Origin of the sequence: Streptomyces sp. NPDC050856 (assembly GCF_040653855.1) — a bacterium.
Classification (GTDB): domain Bacteria; phylum Actinomycetota; class Actinomycetes; order Streptomycetales; family Streptomycetaceae; genus Streptomyces.
In genome coordinates this window covers 64,617-81,333 of sequence record NZ_JBFAGV010000014.1, presented here as the reverse complement: position 1 = coordinate 81,333, position 16,717 = coordinate 64,617, and the positions used below count along the sequence as shown (strand labels likewise).

The window sequence follows — 16,717 nt, the reverse complement described above, 5'->3', positions numbered from 1 at the left end:
AGGTCACCACCTGTCCACGAAGGGGTCGGCGAGCTCCCCGTTCAACGACGCCGACAGCGTGCGGTTGATCCGGGGCAACAGGTACACGTCGCCCAGACGTCCCAGCGGAACCCACTCGAAGCCCACCTGGATGGGGTCCGGCGGTTCCGGCATGCGCGGCTCGGCGTCGTCCACCTGCTCGGCGAGGAAGTTGAACTGAACCTTCTGCACGTCCCCGAACTCGCCCTGCCACGACTCGGGCACGTACTCGACGACGCACAGCAGACGCCGGGCCGCGACCTGGAGGCCGGTCTCCTGCGCGACCTTGCGGTTCACGGCCTGGCGCAGGTTTTCACCGACCTGCGCCTTGCCGCCGGGGAGGTTGTAGTGGAACCCGGCCTCGTCGTCGTACGACAGCAGCAGGACGGCGCCGTCGCGCACGATCGCCGCCTTCACGGAGACACTGATCCGAGGCAGCTCGGGCGTCAGAGGCACGACAGTGCCTCCGGTTCGCCGACGCGCATCAGGTCGCCGACCTCCGCGAGGGATCCCGCGACGGTGGAGCGAAAACTCCCTCCGCGCCGGAACTGACGAGCGGCGGTGCGCATACCCGCGAGCGCGGCACGGCTCAGCTGGTTCGCGTAGATGCAGAGGCTGAAGCCGGCCTCGCCGAGTTCGGCGGCGCTCAGGTCGGGGAACGCCGTGGGCACGCTGACCAGCGGCACGCCGTGGTTCCACGCACGTCCGATGGCCCGTGCCTGATCACCGGTCGCGTCCTTGGAGTGGAGGAGTACCGCATTCGCTCCGGCCTCGGCGTACGCCTCGGCGCGGGCGATCGCCGTGGCCATGTCCTCACCGGCGATCAGGGCCTCGGTGCGGGCCACGACCACGAGGTCATCACTGGCGACCTTCCGTATGCGCCCCACCTGCTCGCACAGCAGATCCCGGTCTGCGAGGGTCTGGGCCCGGTGGGCTGCGAAGCTGTTGCACTTCGGGTACGCGCTGTCCTCGACACACACTGCCGCGGCTCCGGCGCGCATCAGGTCGTACGCGAACCGCTCCGCCGTGCGCATGGAACCGCCTGCGTTGTCGATGTCCACGATGACAGGCAGTTCCGTGACACGGCCGAGCGAGGCGACCACGTCGGACAGGTCCCGGGGGCCCAGGACGTTGGCGTCCGGTAGTCCGGAGGCTGCGGACACCTCCAGACCGCTCACCCACAGGGCGTCGAAGCCCGCCTCCGCTGCGACGTGCGCGGCGAGCGCGTTCACCGCACCGATCGCCAGGAGAGGGTGCTTCCGCTCGCTGTCGTCGAGGGCCTCGCGCAGACGCCTCGCCTTCGTGCCGTCAACCATGGATCTCTCCTCCTTCCGTGTGGGCGGCGATGGGCGGTACCAGCTGTCGTTCGCGCAGTACGTCCCAGGCGGCGAGCAGCACCTCGGACCGGGGCCGGCGGGCGTCCAGGCGGACCACGTCGCCCAGGAGCGGGAACTCGTCGGGCTTCGTGACCACGGCCTCGTAGGTATCGCGAACCCGGATCTGGACGTCGTGCACGTCCCAGTCGGCCCGGACGGCGTCACCCTGTCGGGCCTGCGCTCGGCTCATCGAGGCGTCGGTCTCCAGGTCCAGGACGAGCGTGAGATCCGGGGCCACGGTGAGCTGCGCGGCCAGCGCCTCGTACGTCTCCGATGCCCTCATGCCGTGCTTCACGGCGAAGAAGGCCAGCTCGCTGAGGAGCCAGCGATCCGCGATCACGGGCCGCGCCGCTCGCTGGGGGAGCACGAGGCGATCCAGCGTGGCCCGCTTGTCCGCCGCGATCGCGGACAGGTAGGCGTCGCGGTTCCCGGCGTTCGGCTGGTACTTGCCGGTGACGATGGCGGCGGCCTGGTCGGGGGCGAGGAAGTTGGTGGTGAGCACGCACAGCGGGGTGACGCCGTAGAGCCCCTCCCAGAGCCGGAACAGGCCCTTGCGCAGCGTCGTCTTGCCAGTGCCGTCGAGCCCCTCGATGACAATGAACGGATAGCGGTGGTTCATTCGACCTGCCCCGCTCCCGTGCCGCCGGCGTACTTGGTGAAGCGACCCCGCCAGCGGGCCGTGGTGGACACCAGGTCCACCAGCCGCAGCTCCGACAACTCGTCGATGAGGCGGGGCAGCTCGGGCTCGGCGCAGATGCCGGCCTCGATGGCCCGGCAGTACGCGGCGCGGAGGGCCGGGTCGTCGTCGGAGTTACGCAGCGCCGCTTCCAGCACCCGCGTGGCCATGCCGTGGGCCACGACGCTCACTGCGGTGCCCAGGGCCTGCTCATGGAGGGGGCTCGGGTGCGGCTCCAGCGTGATGTGGTGCACCCCCCGGTGGCGGATGATCGCGAAGAAGCCCACCCACCACGCGGCCGCGCCGCTGACGGTGGTCACGGCATCGGACCAGGCCGCCCCGTGCTGCTCCGCGAGGAGATTCTGGGCGGCGCTGTCGGCGGCGTGGTGGAGTGCCCCCCGCCGGTTCCTCGACCCCGCTCCGTGCCGTTGGGGCAGCTCCCACCAGAAGCCGAGCCCGGCGTCCTCCAGCAGCGCCGTCGCGGACTCGTCACCTGCCGGCAGCGAAGACGGGCGCTGCGCCAACACGGAGACATCGGCGTCCGGCACGTCGGGCAGCGCGTTCTTCTCGGCTACGGCAGCACGCCATTCGTCGAGATGGAGATGGAGCCGCTGGGTCAGGAGCCCGTCCGCCAGCGTCTGCCAAGCATGGGCCAGCGGCGGCGAACCGGGGGGCCGGGGCGGCAGGGTCAACGAGGTCACAGGTCGGATCCTTACGTCCGGGGAGTCGCAGCACGCGGCTCCGGTCGGTGGTGCTCCACCACGATGGCCGCCACGAAGGCCCACGCTTATGAGCGTTTATGAGCCCCACGAGCGCACCGTGTCCGGGTGGTCGCAGAGCAGGGCAGAATGCCGACCATGGTCGACAGTGGACAGCGGCGGTGTACACGCTGCGGTGCCCTTCTCAGTCGCTTCAACGCCGGTACACGATGCGCCTCGTGCCAGGACGGGCCAGCCGCCCGACGGGCCGACCCGGCCTTCTGGCGTGATCCGACGGTCCGGCGTGCCGTGGCCGCATGGGAACTTGGCACCGTCGTGAAGCTGTTCAGGAAGCACACGGGCCTCTCCCAGACCGGCGTGGCGCGGATGGTCAACATCGACCAAGCCGAGGTCAGCAGACTGGAACGCGGGCTCAAACAGATCCGCGACCGACGGCAGTTCGTCCAGTGGACCGATGCGCTGGGAGTTCCGGAGGAGCTGCTCGGGCTCCTGCCCGCGACCGATCCGCACACCCCGGACGCCACGAGCCGACCAGGAACGGCGGACACCGGGGCCCGTGGGTACGTGGCGCTGCCCGAAGGCCCAGGCCAGCTTCTGTTACCCGCCGGCCGGTCCGTCTCGACGACGGCGCTGCCCGTGCTGACCCTTCCCGCGGCCTCCTTCATCGGGGACAGCCTGCGACTCGACTCCCGCCCGGAGCTGGATGCCTGGTGCACCATGCCGATGCGCGCGCTCGTCGTCGCGAACCGCACGGTGGACGGGGCGGTCCGGCAGTTCGTCACCGACGCCAGGCCGAGCGGCGTACGCGGCACCGCCTCCGACCCGGTCGACGTCCCGGCCGCGTACGAACTGGACGACCTGACTTACGGCATCCTGTGGGCCATGTCGGGATTCGAGGCGGCGCTGCTCGGCGACGACCAGGCCCTGCACACCTCGCTGGCTTCGCTCACCGCTTCCCCAGGCTCGCCGCTCGCCTCTGACCACGGCCTGACCGAAGTGTCCACGATGCTGATCGGCTCGGAGACCGCAGCCCGGTACATCCTGGGCCACCGTGACCACCTGGGCGACGCACCCGTCTTCTGGACCAGGGAACAGCGTGGTGAGGAGGCCGCCACCTGGCTGTTCTTCCGGCACAAGTACCGCTACCTCGAACGAATGGCGCCCCGGCGTCCAGGTGGTACCAGCGGCCGGGGGTTCTGCGTCCCGGAGACGGCGGTCGCCTCCTCGCCGGCGTACGAGCGCGTTCTGCTCTTCCTATCTATCGCGCTCATGGAGTCCTTCGGCATCCGCACCTGGGTGACGGACGACGGAGGCTTCGCCCACACCGACGGCTTCGCGCTCTCCCACGGGCGCCGCGCCGTCATCGCCACATGGGTAAGGACCGAGGGGGCGTCCCACCTCGCGGTCACCGCGCGGCCGGGAGCCCTGCGGACGTTCGCCGATGTGACGGGCCACGTCAGCCAGCACTCGACCACGGCGGCTGAGCAAGCCGGACAGCGCCTTGCGGCAACGGCTGAGTACCTCGGCCTCGACGCCTCCTGGCTCGGTCGCCGGTGCGCACAGTTGTCGGCCGTCGGCACGGAGCGGCTCGCCCGGCCGCGCAGCCGGTTGCTCGGTCTCGAAGGGCTGGAGGCCGCCTGCCGGTTCGTGGCCGAGCAGATGGTGATCATTCCGCGTACCCGGACGGCGCCGACCCGATAGCCTGCGTAAACCACTCGTGAGGTCGCGCTCGGCGGCGTCCGGACAGGGGAGCAGGGGAATGACGGAGTCGGTCAGGAACGTGGCGGTCTTCTCCCTCGGCGGCACGATCGCCATGACCACCGACCCCAGCACCGGAGGCGTCGTACCGGCGCTTTCGGCCCACGAACTCCTCGCTGCGGTACCCGCGCTGGCCGCGAGCGGCATCGGCCTCAAGGTGCGGGACTTCCGACGTCTGCCCGGCGCCTCCCTGACCTTCGAGGACCTCACCGCACTGTCGGCCGCGATTGCGTCGGAGTTGGAGACCGGACAGGTCGACGGCATCGTCATCACCCAGGGCACCGACACCATCGAGGAGACCGCCTTCCTCCTCGACCTCTACCACGGCCACGAGCAGCCTCTCGTCGTCACCGGCGCCATGCGCAACCCCACCCTGCCCGGCGCCGACGGCCCGGCCAACCTCCACTCCGCCGTCCTGGCCGCCGCGGACCCCGGACTCAGCGGCGCCGGCTGTCTCGTCGTACTCGGCGACGAGGTCCACTCGGCCCGGACTGTCCGTAAGTCCCACACCACCAGCCCCGCCGCATTCACCTCACCGGCGTGCGGCCCGATCGCGCGGATCGCGGAGAACCGGGTCTGGATGATGGGCGGGCTGCCGCGCCGCGGACCGCTGGTCGGCGCCCCCGACCGTGAGGCGCGGGTCGGGCTGTACACCGTCACCCTCGGCGACGACGGCGCCCTGCTCGATGTGTGGGACGGCAACTGCGACGGGCTCGTGGTCGCGGCCTTCGGCGTGGGCCACGTCCCGGAGCGTCTCGTCGAAGGGCTCACCAAGCTCGCGTCCCGCATCCCTGTGGTCCTCGCCTCCCGCATCGGCAACGGCCCCGTTCTGTCGGACACGTACGGCTTCCCCGGCTCCGAGAAGGACCTCCTCGGACGAGGACTCATCGGCGCCGGAGACCTCGGCCCGTACCAGGCGCGGCTCCTGCTGCAAGCCCTGCTCGCCCAGGGCGCCGACGGGGCGACGGTCCGCGAGACCTTCACCACCGCCTCCGCCCGCTGATCCCACCTCATCAGGAGACACCCGCGCATGCGTGCTCACGAGCTGACCGTCGGCCGTACCTTCGGCGTCACCTTCGACCACGGGGAGGACTTCTTCGAGGCGCTGTCCACCTTCTGCCGAGACAACGGCGTACGGCAGGGCTACATCCCCTCCTTCATCGGAGCCTTCGCGGAGGCCGAGATCGTGGGCGCCTGCGAGAAGCTCGCGGACCCGGACGCACCGGTCTGGGCGAAGACGTACGTCACCAACGTCGAGGCGTTCGGCGCCGGCACCCTCGCGCATGACCCCGCCACCGGCGGGATACTCCCGCACATCCACGTCTCCGCCGGCCTGAAGGCCCAGTCGGCCGACGGCAGAACGAGCCACCTCCTCAGCGCCAAGGTGCAGTTCCTCAGCGAGCTGCTGATCGTGGAGGTCACGTCGCCCACGATGACCCGGCCCCGGAACCCCGACCTCTACGACGTTCCGCTGCTCACGTTCGGCTGACCGGCAGGAGCCGACGGAGCCAGGGGTGGCCGGGCGCGATCACCTTGATCGCGTTCGCCAGCCAGGCGCGTGCCGGAGTGTCGAGCAGCGGCAGTACCGCTTCGAAGTCGGTCTCGTCCTTGTCTCGGGTCGCCTTCGCCTTGTAGAAGAGCTGCACCTCGGGCGCGAGATACGGGATGCCCGTCTCGTTCGTCCGCCCGAGTCGGTCGATCGGGAGTCGGATCTCCGGGGTGCGCCGCGAGACCCACTGAGTGCCTTCGGCCTCGTCCAGCATGAGCTGCACGGACCAGGGCGCCTTGGGCGTGCGGCGGCACCAGATGTCGTGGAGCGGCGGCTGAAGGACCTCTCCCGGTCGCCACGGTCGAAGCTCCCCCTGGCCGGGCGGATCTGCCACGTGCAGGTCCCAGTCGACCAGCAGTTCACGTACTCGGACTTGGTCGCGCCGAAGGACGAAAACGTCGAGATCACCGTGTGCGCGCAGCTCGCGGCCGACCGCGAATTCGATCGCGTAGCCACCGGCGATCCACCACGGGAAGTCCGCCTCGGCGAAGACCGCGGCCACATTCTCGGGACGATCCGGCACCCAGCGTCCCAACACGTCAGCGCTCACCCGCCCATACTCCCAGTGACCAGACGGGCGGAGGCGAAGGCCGACGGCGGGTCGGCGGTCTCGCTGGAGCGCCCTGGCGCCCGCTCGCACCCTGTGCTCATAAACGCCCATGAGCATCAGGCGCACCGGCAGCCATCTTTGAGCGAGTGACTCGCGACCGGCCTCGTGGCCGGGGGCTTGAGCCACGACTCTCCCAGGGGCCGGACACACTCAATGCCATGGTGGTTTCTGATGTTTCGTACGCCTTTCGGTGGCGTACGCACTGCCGTGACCACTCCGGCGCCCTGGGAGGAGGCAACCGACGTCCGCAGGAGGTCCGCCGCCCGATGATCAGTGAGCCGTCCGCCACCCTCGTGTACCGCTGGACCGACCACACCATCAACCCGACGGGCGAAGTCCGCTCGGTTCTGCGCCGTGTTCTCGAAGATCGGGGCATGTCCGACGACGTCATCAGTGACGGAGTCCTGGCAGTCTCGGAGCTCGTGGCAAACGCGCACGAGCACGCGTGCGGCCCGTACGAGGTACACCTTCGCTCTGCTGCCGGGAGATACATCTGCGAGATCCACGACGGGAATCCTCTGCTTCCTCCAGACCTCTACCTGGCTGCCGTGCCCTTGCCGGAAGCCACCGCGTCGGAAGCAGTGAGCGGGCTACTCACTGAGCGCGGACGGGGCCTGCACATCGTGCACGAGCTGACTCAGGGACAGTGGGGATTCCAGGTCACGTACTGCGGAACCAAGGCTGCTTGGGTGGTGCTGGCCTAGGGTTCGGCTGCGATGGCAGCCCGAGGCGGCCCGACCTGACGGACGTGTCGATGCGGCAGCATGAAGATTGGTGTTTGGCCGAACGGCTGCGCGCGTAATGCGGTGCAGTTGGCGTTCAGGAAGGGATCTCCATGACGATCGAGGCCGCGACAGCGGTTGCCGCCGCCGTCGTCGTTCAAGGCGGGCGTGTCCTGCTCGTGCGGCGACGCGTCGCGGAAGGAACGCTCTCCTGGCAGTTTCCGGCTGGCAAGGTCGAACAAGGCGAGACCCGCGAAGACGCCGCCGTGCGCGAGACGCATGAGGAGACCGGTCTCACCGTGGCGGCTGTGAAGCTGCTCGGCGAACGGATCCACCCGACTACGGGTCGGCTGATGTCGTATGTCGCGTGCGAGGTAGTGAGTGGCACGGCCCATATTGCGGCTCCCGAGGAGCTGGCAGAGCTTGCTTGGGTGATCCAGGGCGAGATCTCCCAGTACGTGCCGTACGGGCTCTTCACGCCCGTGCAGGAGTACCTCGACGGGGCGCTGCCATCCTCACAGCCTTGAGGTAACTAAGGCCGGCGACCAGGAGCAAATTCCGACCGTCGGTTGTGGGGCGCTGACCAGGGGGTCCTGGCTGTTTTCCGGCCGTGCGTGGAGGCGTCCAGCTCGCAGCGCGCAAGAATTTCCGCTCCTCACACCGGTCGGGGCAAGCAAGCGGCGCGGTTGTCGGCCAAGGCGGTGGGAGGGGCTGGCCTCGCCCCGGGGAGGTTCATGAAGTTCCACCTCGCTTGTAGCCGACCCACAACCGACCACCGGCCTGCTCGATCACCTCGTCGACAGCGGCTACGAGGGGTTCTACCCGCCCCTCCAATACTTCCCGCAGGCCACGGTGCAGGCGCAAGCTGAGCCCCGGTGAGGTCGTCTCCAGACGGCGTGCGAGCCACTTTCCACCCCCGCCCCACGCGCCTCCAATGGCTAGTGCCAACTCGCCCGTCCGTCGAACCAGTTCGGTGGCAATGAACAGTCGCTCGCTCTGGTCGCTGCTCCCTGCGAGGTCGTCGAGAAGGTCGGTGATCGCGTAGCGGCGATCATCGATCTCGTCGGCCGACACCATGGGTGGCCCTGCGGCGGTCAGCTTTCGGGCCTCAGCTGCGATGCGCGCTCCGACTCCGTCAGTGTCGAAGAGCAGCTCACCGTCGGCGCACATCCAGAGCAACGGCGACCGGCGCTTGCGTACTTCCCGCTCAACGTACCCGTACCACGTCGCTTCGGTGTGCACGAACATCTCCACCGGCCAATCGTCACTCCGGAGGCTTGCTCGGTACGGGGCCGGGTCTCCGTGGAGCAGGACCACGATGTCGAGGTCCGACATTGCCGTCCGGCGGCCCGTCACGACGCTGCCTCCCAAGAAGGCAGCCCGGGCGTCAGGGTGGTGTTCATCTACAACGGCATGTGCGGCCTCGATCGCATCCATGCGGCAACTATCAGCATTCTGCCGACCACGCGTACGCCGTTTCTCCGGGCGTACGACAGTGCTGTCTCACGCCTCGTCGCAGTTCGCCCGGGGCAGACAGCAAAGATCCGTGAACGACTGGCCAACGCTGCAATGGCATGTCAACGTGGATGACCTTCTGGTAAACCACCAGGTCAAAGAGGTGATCGCCTGTGGCTCCGGAACCCCCGAGTCCGGGATTTTCCACCACCATCGAGGCCCTGCGGTTGCGCGAGTGGCAGCTTGGGCCGGGCCAGCCCACGCTCGTAATGGATCAGTTCTGCGCCGGAGACTTCAACCTGGTCGTCGACGACCGCGCGGACGTACACGTCAACTCCAAGGACGGCTCCTTCTATCTCGGATGGTTCCCGTCCGGCCGCCCGGGCACCGACAGCGAGGGATGGAAGATCGCCGTTACCGGTACGGCCAAGGTGCGCGGCTACCAGATGTCCTTCGACACCGAGACGCCGGCCGATATCGTCGCCGCCGCAGTCGCTCGCGTGCTGGAGACCTCCAGCAGGTGTGACAGCAGAGGCTCGAGTCCGAGCCCCTCGGGCGGACCGGCCGCCGCCTCGCCAGGCCGCCATGTGGAAACGAAGACCGGTCATCTGCCACCCGAGGCCGTCACACAACCGGCCCGGCACTCCTGACCAGCGCCACACACCCCGGTGGCAACGAGAACCCCGACGCCTTTGGAGGCACCCTGCATCCCGACTTCCCGTTCGGCCCACTCACCCCAGCCAGCGACCCGTCCGCGTACTGGGTCGGCCCCCGTCACCTGGCTGGTGACGACGGACGTCTCTACGACGACGTCGCCGACACTCTCGCTGGCCTGGGCTGGACGAGCCTGACGATCGTCCGTGGTCGCCAGGAGCCGGACGAGGCTCCCGAGGACCGCCAGGTCCTGCGCAGCACCGTCCTTCACATCAGCCCCGACTCCCTGCGGTGGGCGCAGTGGGTCTTGCCGGACGAGCCGTTCCATCTGGGGAATCTGCCCATCGCCTGGCAGGTCTCCGCCCGTACGGACCCGAGCAGTCCGCTCGCCCAGTGGTCGGCCTACTTCACCCCCGAGGTCCCCGCAGAGGTTCTCGCCGACTTCCTCGTCGCGCTCGACGCCCGCACCCAGCCTGCCCGGTCGCTCGGTGGCCCCGAGCTGGTTCTCGACGCCGTTACGGTCCACGGCTGGCTGCGTGACGTCGACCAGCCCGGCACGGGAGCGATCGATCCGACCTTCGCCTCCCACATCCGCCTCGGCGAGGTGCCGCCCCTCATTCAGGACGCCGAGCCACTCGCGCTGGTGGCTCAGGCGGACGAGGCGGTCCTTGCTGGATGGCAGGCGTGGGCCGAGCCGGTGCTCGGCGCAGGCTACCTGTGGGCGGCCTCGTTCGGCGCTAGCGTGCCGCACGACCTCGTCGCCACCTTTGCCGGCTCCCTCAGTTCCAGCGCACCGGTCGTGCGCCGGATGCTGCCGGAAAGCACACGCGACCGGCTCCTGCGCGCTCCAGCCAGCTGAGGGCCGTCCAACGCATCGAAGCCGGGCCTCCCTTTTTTGCGGGAGGCCCGGCTTCGCGCGCACGCCTCGCTGTCAGATGCCACATCTGCCCTGGGGGCAGTTACCTTACGTTGGTTGTGGTGCGCCGCGGGCCGTCGCTAGAAGGCGTACGGGGCGAAGGAACGGACCGGTTCGATTGTGAGGCCGAGGAGGCGATCGAACTCAGCTCGTTCGTCCTCGTTCATGAGCTTGACGGCGTTGCCGAGGTTCTTCTCGGTGAGCTGCTCCATGAACGGGGCGAGGAAGCGCTGCAGAGTTTCCGGGGTTTCGTCCATCGTGCGCCGGTACTCCCGGTATCGCTTGAACTGTTCCTGTATCTCTTCGAACTCGACGCGAGTGGCACTGAGGACAAGGGCCTGCTCCTCCTTGCTGAACGGGCGCCCGTCGCGGTGGATCCACCTCTTGGTTTCACGCCAGCGCTTGATGTCCGCGTCGCAGAGTAGGACGACGATGTTGGGGCGGGCTGTGGTCTTGGGCATACGGGTGCTCCTCGCAGGTGTCGGGTGGGTGGAGGCATCAATGGTCCGGAGGATCGCCGGTTTGCCCAACCGGCGATCATCGGCTATGTTCCGCCCGCTTTGCCGGTCAGCGACGACGGCTGGAGTCGTTCACGGCGCCGGCCGTTGGTGGTGTGGTGGGCGCCGGGGATGGAGTGCGCCGGTTGCCTCGGGTGGGTGTGCCCTGGGGGCTTTCGGGTGCGGCGGGCAGGTGGGCGCTGCGGCGCAGGCGCCAGACGAGCACGTCGCTGATGGAGGCGGCGGTGGCGAGCTCGCGCCGTCTAGTGGCCTCGATAAGCAGGGCGGCCGGGTCGTGGCCGGCTCTGCGGGCGTCGTCGAGGGTGGTGGCCAGGGCGGGCCAGCCGGGCTCGGCCCGGATTCGTTCGGCCAGTTCTGGCAGCACCTGGTGGAGAAGGTCTGCTTGCCGCTGCCGGACACGCGGGGCCAGACGCTGGCCTCTCTGGCGCAGGATGGCCATGGGCTGGCCGGCGGCGGCTTGGTAGGCGGCGCGGAGGTGTTGGGCGGCTTGTTCGGCGGCGGCTGCCTGCTGGCTGTGGTGCTTCCTGGCGTGCCAGTTCGCCGCGGCGATGGCGAGGAAGAAGGCCATGTCGATGAGCATGGCGGTGGTGGCGCCGTCCTCGCCGCGGCCGAGGGCGGGCCCGCTGTAGATAAGGTCCCGGGCGGCCTGTCGCAGGGTGCGGTCGTGCCCGCGTACGGCCTTCACGTGGGAGCGACTGGCCCGCTCGAACGCGACGGCTGCCTCGCGAAGTTCGGAGCGGGTGCGGGCGGCGGAGGTCTTGGCGAGCGCGTCCAGGACCTCCCCTGCCGCAGCGATCTGCGCTGCTGCTGTGCCGTCGTCGCCGTGGTCGATGATCAGCAGGGCCTGCCACGTGGCGGCGGTGGCCCGGCGCCGCGCGAACGCGGGACCTGTCACGGGCGGCAGGGCGGGCTCCTCCGGACGGGAGTCACCCACCGAGGCGGCAGCCTCTGCGGGAAGGGTCCAGCGCTCGCGGATGCGGGGCAAGGAGAGGTCGGGTGCGAGTTTGGAACCGGGGTAGAAGACCGGCTCATCGTCCTTGTTGCGGTCGTCGGACAGCGCGACCTTGTAGCCGAGCAGGTCACCAGATGGGGCGACCCGCTTGCGGATCAGCAGGCCGGCGGCGGCCAGCCGCTCGAAGAACTCCTCCTCGCTGGTCGCACCGGCCACCGCACGGCGTACGGTCTCCCGCAGCTCCTCGCGCGCCGGTCGCTCTCTGCCTTGGCGTTCGGCTTTGTGGCGTTCGGCACTGGTGGGGCGCTTGGCGGCGGTGCCATCGCCGGGCGCGACGCGGCGCAGGCCGTAGTCGGCCTCGATGGCGCGGGCCTCGGCTTGGGCGCGGCGGGCCTCGTTGTGCAGGCGGGGCCGTCGGCCGTCGTCGTGGACCAGGGTGGCGATGATGTGGATGTGGTCGTCGGCGTGCCGGACGGCGGCCCACCGGCATGCGGCATCGTCGCCGTCGGGAGCGATGCCGGTGGCGGCGACCATGCGACGGGCAATGGCCGCCCAGTCCTCGTCGGGCAGGACCGGATCCTCCGGGCTGGCCCGCACGGACAGGTGCCACACGTGCTTCTTGGGGCGCCGGCCGGCGGGCAGGGCGTTGACGGGCTGGTCGAGCAGCCGCTGAAGCTGCCCGTAGGTGGCCTGCGGGTCGCGGCCGGGGTCGGGGGTGAGTGGGTCGAAGGCGGCCACCAGATGGGGGTCGGTGTGCTCCTCATGGGTGCCGGGGCCGTACAGGTAGCGGATCAGCCCGATCGTTTCGCTGCCGCGCTTGTGGATGCTGGGGATCACGCAGCGGCACCGCCGTCACGATGGGCGAGCAGAGCATCGGCGGCATCCTCCATCCGGCGGGCCGCGCTCCGGACGGCCTTGGTCGCGGCGTCCAGGTGGGGTGCCTCGGCGCCGGAGTTGAGGGCCTTGGCGACCTGGTTGAACAGGCCGTGCATGCGGCCCAGGTGTCGGCGGGCGGCGAACAGCTCGTCGATGACCTCCCGCTCGGTGGCGATCTCGGCGGCCGTGAGGGTCAGGTCGCGGGCGGCCTTGTCGACGGCGTAGGCGAGGAAGGCGGCGTTGGTCATCTGGCACTGGGCGGCTGCGTCGGTGAAGCGCTTGTACTCGGCGTCGTTCATGCGGCAGCTGGGCTGCTTCAGGCGCTTGCGCTTCTTCGGCTGTCGGGCGCGCTGACGGCGCCGCGGAAGGGATTCGGCCTGCCGTCCCCCACCAGGCTGCGGTCCGCCCTCGGTCGCTGCCTGCCGGTCCTGCGCCCCCTGGCGCTGGACCGTCCCTGCCACCCCCGGGGCAGGGACTCCGGGAGCATTGCTCCCGGGACAACTTGCTCGCGCTGGGGGCGGGGTGGTTGGTAGGGCGTTTTCGCTGGTGGTGGGGTCTTCTCGGTGTGGGTCGTGCATCGAGCCTCCGTCTCAGGGGGCGGCTGTGGGGATCAGGGAGCGGGGTCGCTGGGCGCGGCCTTGAGTTGGTTTTTGAATTCGCGGACGACGCGTCCGGCGTCGTCGCTGGAGACGGTGTAGCCGGCGTCGCGGAGGGCGTCCTCTACCCGGTCTCGGCCGATGCGGCCTGTCTCCTCGTACATGCGGCGGGCGAACTTCCGGATGACCTCGTCGGAGGCGCGCGGCTTGCGGTCCTCCTGTTTCTGCCGGGCAGCCGGTTTTCGCTTGCGCCTGCCCGGGGCGCTGTCGGAGGCGTCGCTGCCCGTATGCGGTGGACCGCCTTCGGGTTCTGCCCGTCGTGTGGGCAGTCCTGGCGTCGGGCGGGCAGGTCGCGGGCGGGCAGTTGGGGGCGCCTGGTCGTCGCCCGGGTGCGATGGATGCGGGCGGGCAGTCTCCTCTGCCCGCTGAGCTGGGTCCGGGCGAGCGGAGGGCGGTTGGCTGCTCTGCCCGGAGTAGTGGGCGGTATACGAGGTGGGGGTGTGCCAGCGTGGCGGCAGTGCGACGGTGGCGAGGCCGAGAGCCTGCTTGCGGGTGGCGAGCTTGCGCAGCAGCAACTCGTCCTGGAGTGGGTCTCCGTCGACGTCGGCCCGCTCCAGCGCCTCGTGCAGACGATCGGACAGGCGTCGGCCCCTCAGCGTGCCGCGCTGCTTGTTGGTCATCGATTCGGCGCGGAGGATCAGGGTGACGGCGTCGCTCAGCGCACGCTCGCGGATGAGCCGGGCGGCGTCCGCGTCCTGGTCGGCGATGCCTAGCCGGGCCAGCAGCCGTTCACGCATCTGCCGGACGAGGACGGCGACCAGACCGCGCGAGGCGGCCCGCGGTGCGCGGTGGCGCAGCTCGATGCCCATGGCCAGGTGCCACAGCATCGCGGCCATGACCGGGCCTACGAAAGCGCGCACGGTGCCGCCGACGAGACCGAACTCGGCGTAGGCGGGGATGATCTGCACTCCGGTGAGCACCCACACGAGGACGCCTGGCACGCCCGGCGCACGTGCCGGCCCGTTGAGGTTCTGGCGTGCCATCAGCGCGGTGGCGAACAGGGCCAGCTCGGCGGTGGCGAACATGAAGGCGCGCTCGACGGTGCTGCCCATGTCCAGGTAGTCGGCGGCGAACCGCCAGCTGGTGTCCGCGCTGTAGGCGGTGCAGCCGAGCGCGGCCATGGCGGCGACCGGCATTGCGACGGTCCCGCGCCAGCGGTTTGCGCCGGGCGGCTGACGGCGCTGCTGGCGGAGCATCCATCCGGCGAGCACGAGCAAGGCGAGCAGTACCGCTGTCGTTACGGGGGAGGTGACCCAGTCCGGGAGGAGCGGGATGCTGGCGCTCTGGGCAGCCAGGCGCGTGAGGGCGGGGGAGGGCAGGGCGGGGCTCCAAAGGTTTGGGAAAAAAATGAAGGGCGGGAGTGGCCGCTTGGCTCGGTCTCCGGGGGAAGCCGCCAAGGGCAGGGTGTGGTGATGCGAGGCAGGGCGGGGGAGGGGCACGCGTACGGGCCGATCAGGCGGTGGGCGCGCTCCGGCGGCGTCGGTCGGGGCCGGTGAGGATGACGCGTTCGGTCATCTCGGCGAGGCGGGAGGCGACGCGGTCACCGAGCGCGGTGCGCAGCTCGGGGGTCGGCAGGTTGGTGGTGATCAGGGTGGGGCGCATGTGCTCGTACCGGTGGTTGATCAGCCGGTAGGTGAGCTCCTCGGTCCACTCGCTGGTCTTGGCCGCTCCGAGGTCGTCCAGGAGCAGCAGCGGGCACTTGGCCAGGGCCTGCAGCTCACGCTCGCTGTCGAAGCCAGAACGCGGACGCAGGCGGGCGTACAGGTCGGCGGCGGTGACGGCCTCCCAGCGGAGCCGGACCCCCGCTGCGAGGAGGCCGCGGATGGCGCCGTACGCCTGGTGGGTCTTGCCGGTGCCGGTGGGGCCGGCGATCAGCAGGGAGGAACCCTCCGAGATTCCCGGTGCGCCTGCAGGTCCGGGGCGGCCGGCGCGGGCGATCTCGTCCACCCAGGCTGTGACTTGGGGGTGGTTGGTCAGAGCGCGCCGGTAGCGGGCAGGGATGCGGGCGTCGGCCAGCTCCAGCGCGGTGACGGGCTCCGACGGCGGCTCGTGCGCGGTGGCGTCGGGGCCGATTCCCCGCTGGGTCAGGATGGCGCCGAGGCGGTCGGCTATCCGGCCGACCTGGTGCGGGTCCCGGGTGAGGGTGGCGGTCACAGGTCACCTCCGTAGGCGGCGGCCACGTCGGCGGGGTTGGTCCATGGCCGGTGGGCGGCGGCGGGCGCGGGCGCGGAGGCGTTCATGGCCTCGTGGACGAGGCTGGGCAGGGTGCTCGGGTGCAGGCCCTTGGCCCGGTGCCGTGCGAGACCCGCCCGTACGTGGACCGGATCGATGCCCTCGTCGAGGAGCTTGCGTACCTGCCCGCCGAGATGGCTGAGGACGTCCCGGGGCGGTCGGTGGGTGCACGCGGCGGCGTACTCGCCGATGAGGTCCTTCGCCGAGACGGTCTGCGGCGCGGGGGCGCTCGCGCCTCCCAACGGGGTAGTTCCTAGATCCCTGTTCCTAGGTCCTAGATCCGGATCGTGAGGGCTCACCGCAGGCTCCGTGAGCCCTCCCCGCACCTGTGGTGAGGGCTCACTGACTCGCGCCTGACCTGCGGATTCGCAATTCACGGCAGCCTCCGTGCTTCCTCCCTGCCCCTTCACGGAGGGCTCCGTGACTGCTCCGTGCACCTGCGGTGAGGGCTCACACGTGACGCCGAGGTCGTGGTGGGGGCAGGCGGGGTTCCGGACGCCGCTGGGGCGGTTGATCTTCTGGTGCTTGGCGAAGGAGACGATGTGCAGGTACCGCTTGCCGTCGTCGCCCTCGTAGCGGCAGATCAACCCGGCGGCGTCGAGCTGTGTGAGATCGTCCTCGACCTCCACCGGGCCGTGCTCGCGGCGCAGCGACCACAGCTGGCCGGTGATGACGGCCGCCTGGTCACGGAACCTGTGCTGGTCGTCGGCGAGGGTGAGCAGCCCGAAGAAGGTCCGCTCGGCGGACAGGGACACGGCCGCGAGGGACTCGGACGCGAACGCCTCGGGCTTGATCGTGCGGATACGGGCGATGCCGATCGACCACCTTTCGAAACGGGGGGCAGGGAAGCCGGCGGGGCCGGCGTGCGTGGACAACACAGCCACACCCAGGGCCCAGAAGTCCAGTCTTAGTTCAAATCCCCGACACAACTTCTATCGGACCGCATGACGGTAGACCCGAAATCCCGGTTGGCCAAATCAACCCGAAAATTCACCAGTGGTCGGCGCATCGCTCACAGCAGACAGGAATA

General features: G+C 70.0%; 18 protein-coding genes and 1 pseudogene. 7 read left to right on the top strand and 12 right to left on the bottom strand.

Features of this window, described 5'->3' with window-relative positions; translation table 11 throughout:
- Positions 1-3: 3 nt before the first annotated feature.
- From AB0H53_RS15575 to AB0H53_RS15560, 4 genes are read right to left on the bottom strand one after another with little or no spacing between them, the layout of a single operon-like run.
- On the bottom strand, positions 4-474 hold the full coding sequence (locus tag AB0H53_RS15575; protein ID WP_362112271.1) for an NUDIX domain-containing protein: 471 nt from the start codon (positions 472-474) through the stop codon (positions 4-6).
- Complete coding sequence (locus AB0H53_RS15570) at positions 465-1,334, bottom strand: isocitrate lyase/phosphoenolpyruvate mutase family protein (RefSeq protein ID WP_362112269.1); 870 nt, start codon at positions 1,332-1,334, stop codon at positions 465-467. Before AB0H53_RS15570 ends, AB0H53_RS15575 begins: the two co-directional genes overlap by 10 nt.
- Entirely contained in the window at positions 1,327-2,013 is a 687-nt protein-coding gene (locus tag AB0H53_RS15565; protein WP_362112266.1) for a dTMP kinase, read from the bottom strand. Before AB0H53_RS15565 ends, AB0H53_RS15570 begins: the two co-directional genes overlap by 8 nt.
- Positions 2,010-2,771 carry a hypothetical protein gene (locus AB0H53_RS15560; protein ID WP_362112263.1) on the bottom strand — a complete coding sequence of 254 codons (762 nt, stop codon included), beginning with the start codon at positions 2,769-2,771 and terminating at the stop codon, positions 2,010-2,012. Before AB0H53_RS15560 ends, AB0H53_RS15565 begins: the two co-directional genes overlap by 4 nt.
- A gap of 147 nt (positions 2,772-2,918) precedes the next feature.
- Here AB0H53_RS15560 and AB0H53_RS15555 point away from each other — a divergent pair, with 147 nt between their 5' ends.
- Genes AB0H53_RS15555 through AB0H53_RS15545 form a run of 3 tightly spaced genes read left to right on the top strand, consistent with a single transcriptional unit; the run spans position 2,919 to position 6,036 of the window.
- Positions 2,919-4,490, top strand: a complete 1,572-nt coding sequence (locus tag AB0H53_RS15555; protein WP_362112461.1) for a helix-turn-helix transcriptional regulator — start codon at positions 2,919-2,921, stop codon at positions 4,488-4,490.
- Positions 4,491-4,548: 58 nt separating this feature from the next.
- On the top strand, positions 4,549-5,550 hold the full coding sequence (locus tag AB0H53_RS15550) for an asparaginase (RefSeq protein ID WP_362112260.1): 1,002 nt from the start codon (positions 4,549-4,551) through the stop codon (positions 5,548-5,550).
- 27 nt (positions 5,551-5,577) lie between these two features.
- The gene (locus AB0H53_RS15545) at positions 5,578-6,036 is read left to right on the top strand and encodes a DUF296 domain-containing protein (RefSeq protein WP_009311896.1); all 459 of its coding nucleotides are present in this window, start codon (positions 5,578-5,580) and stop codon (positions 6,034-6,036) included.
- On the opposite strand, the gene AB0H53_RS15540 is transcribed toward AB0H53_RS15545, so the two are convergent.
- Positions 6,023-6,646, bottom strand: a complete 624-nt coding sequence (locus AB0H53_RS15540) for an amino acid transporter (protein WP_362112257.1) — start codon at positions 6,644-6,646, stop codon at positions 6,023-6,025. The two genes, AB0H53_RS15545 and AB0H53_RS15540, sit on opposite strands and share 14 nt — an antisense overlap.
- A gap of 326 nt (positions 6,647-6,972) precedes the next feature.
- Here AB0H53_RS15540 and AB0H53_RS15535 point away from each other — a divergent pair, with 326 nt between their 5' ends.
- The gene (locus tag AB0H53_RS15535) at positions 6,973-7,410 is read left to right on the top strand and encodes an ATP-binding protein (protein ID WP_362112255.1); all 438 of its coding nucleotides are present in this window, start codon (positions 6,973-6,975) and stop codon (positions 7,408-7,410) included.
- Between the two features lie 131 nt (positions 7,411-7,541).
- Positions 7,542-7,955 carry an NUDIX hydrolase gene (locus tag AB0H53_RS15530; RefSeq protein WP_362112253.1) on the top strand — a complete coding sequence of 138 codons (414 nt, stop codon included), beginning with the start codon at positions 7,542-7,544 and terminating at the stop codon, positions 7,953-7,955.
- Between the two features lie 205 nt (positions 7,956-8,160).
- Here the strand turns inward: AB0H53_RS15530 and AB0H53_RS15525 are convergent, their stop codons facing one another.
- Positions 8,161-8,865: a nucleotidyltransferase domain-containing protein gene (locus AB0H53_RS15525; RefSeq protein WP_362112250.1), complete on the bottom strand. Its 705-nt coding sequence runs from the start codon at positions 8,863-8,865 to the stop codon at positions 8,161-8,163.
- Between the two features lie 191 nt (positions 8,866-9,056).
- On the opposite strand from AB0H53_RS15525, the pseudogene AB0H53_RS15520 reads away from it, so the two are divergent.
- Together AB0H53_RS15520 and AB0H53_RS15515 are read left to right on the top strand one after the other, a co-directional pair.
- A pseudogene (locus tag AB0H53_RS15520) lies at positions 9,057-9,398 on the top strand (DUF317 domain-containing protein); the annotation flags it as partial.
- Between the two features lie 188 nt (positions 9,399-9,586).
- Positions 9,587-10,396: a DUF317 domain-containing protein gene (locus AB0H53_RS15515; RefSeq protein WP_362112458.1), complete on the top strand. Its 810-nt coding sequence runs from the start codon at positions 9,587-9,589 to the stop codon at positions 10,394-10,396.
- A gap of 137 nt (positions 10,397-10,533) precedes the next feature.
- Here AB0H53_RS15515 and AB0H53_RS15510 read toward each other — a convergent pair whose 3' ends face one another.
- The 6 genes from AB0H53_RS15510 to AB0H53_RS15485 all read right to left on the bottom strand — a co-directional run bounded on the left by AB0H53_RS15510 (position 10,534) and on the right by AB0H53_RS15485 (position 16,499).
- Entirely contained in the window at positions 10,534-10,914 is a 381-nt protein-coding gene (locus AB0H53_RS15510; RefSeq protein WP_096622871.1) for a hypothetical protein, read from the bottom strand.
- Between the two features lie 106 nt (positions 10,915-11,020).
- Positions 11,021-12,760, bottom strand: coding sequence for a relaxase/mobilization nuclease domain-containing protein (locus AB0H53_RS15505; protein WP_362112246.1), 1,740 nt, complete (start codon positions 12,758-12,760; stop codon positions 11,021-11,023).
- Positions 12,757-13,098 (bottom strand): plasmid mobilization relaxosome protein MobC, encoded by a 342-nt coding sequence (locus tag AB0H53_RS15500; protein ID WP_362112243.1) that lies wholly within the window; start codon positions 13,096-13,098, stop codon positions 12,757-12,759. The genes AB0H53_RS15505 and AB0H53_RS15500 overlap by 4 nt, the downstream gene beginning before the upstream one ends.
- A 311-nt stretch (positions 13,099-13,409) precedes the next feature.
- Complete coding sequence (locus tag AB0H53_RS15495) at positions 13,410-14,591, bottom strand: hypothetical protein (RefSeq protein ID WP_362112241.1); 1,182 nt, start codon at positions 14,589-14,591, stop codon at positions 13,410-13,412.
- A 316-nt stretch (positions 14,592-14,907) separates the two neighbouring features.
- Positions 14,908-15,609 carry an ATP-binding protein gene (locus tag AB0H53_RS15490; protein ID WP_362112239.1) on the bottom strand — a complete coding sequence of 234 codons (702 nt, stop codon included), beginning with the start codon at positions 15,607-15,609 and terminating at the stop codon, positions 14,908-14,910.
- Positions 15,606-16,499 carry a hypothetical protein gene (locus AB0H53_RS15485; RefSeq protein ID WP_362112455.1) on the bottom strand — a complete coding sequence of 298 codons (894 nt, stop codon included), beginning with the start codon at positions 16,497-16,499 and terminating at the stop codon, positions 15,606-15,608. Before AB0H53_RS15485 ends, AB0H53_RS15490 begins: the two co-directional genes overlap by 4 nt.
- Positions 16,500-16,717 lie beyond the last annotated feature (218 nt).

Bases quoted from the DNA above. Each gene is read 5' to 3' on its own strand.
- AB0H53_RS15565 (WP_362112266.1), bottom strand. From the start codon at position 2,013: ATGAACCACCGCTATCCGTTCATTGTCATCGAGGGGCTCGACGGCACT.
- AB0H53_RS15500 (WP_362112243.1), bottom strand. From the start codon at position 13,098: ATGAACGACGCCGAGTACAAGCGCTTCACCGACGCAGCCGCCCAGTGC.
- AB0H53_RS15545 (WP_009311896.1), top strand. From the start codon at position 5,578: ATGCGTGCTCACGAGCTGACCGTCGGCCGTACCTTCGGCGTCACCTTC.
- AB0H53_RS15530 (WP_362112253.1), top strand. From the start codon at position 7,542: ATGACGATCGAGGCCGCGACAGCGGTTGCCGCCGCCGTCGTCGTTCAA.
- AB0H53_RS15570 (WP_362112269.1), bottom strand. From the start codon at position 1,334: ATGGTTGACGGCACGAAGGCGAGGCGTCTGCGCGAGGCCCTCGACGAC.
- AB0H53_RS15535 (WP_362112255.1), top strand. From the start codon at position 6,973: ATGATCAGTGAGCCGTCCGCCACCCTCGTGTACCGCTGGACCGACCAC.
- AB0H53_RS15495 (WP_362112241.1), bottom strand. From the start codon at position 14,591: ATGCCGGTCGCCGCCATGGCCGCGCTCGGCTGCACCGCCTACAGCGCG.
- AB0H53_RS15510 (WP_096622871.1), bottom strand. From the start codon at position 10,914: ATGCCCAAGACCACAGCCCGCCCCAACATCGTCGTCCTACTCTGCGAC.
- AB0H53_RS15555 (WP_362112461.1), top strand. From the start codon at position 2,919: ATGCCGACCATGGTCGACAGTGGACAGCGGCGGTGTACACGCTGCGGT.
- AB0H53_RS15550 (WP_362112260.1), top strand. From the start codon at position 4,549: ATGACGGAGTCGGTCAGGAACGTGGCGGTCTTCTCCCTCGGCGGCACG.
- AB0H53_RS15525 (WP_362112250.1), bottom strand. From the start codon at position 8,865: ATGGATGCGATCGAGGCCGCACATGCCGTTGTAGATGAACACCACCCT.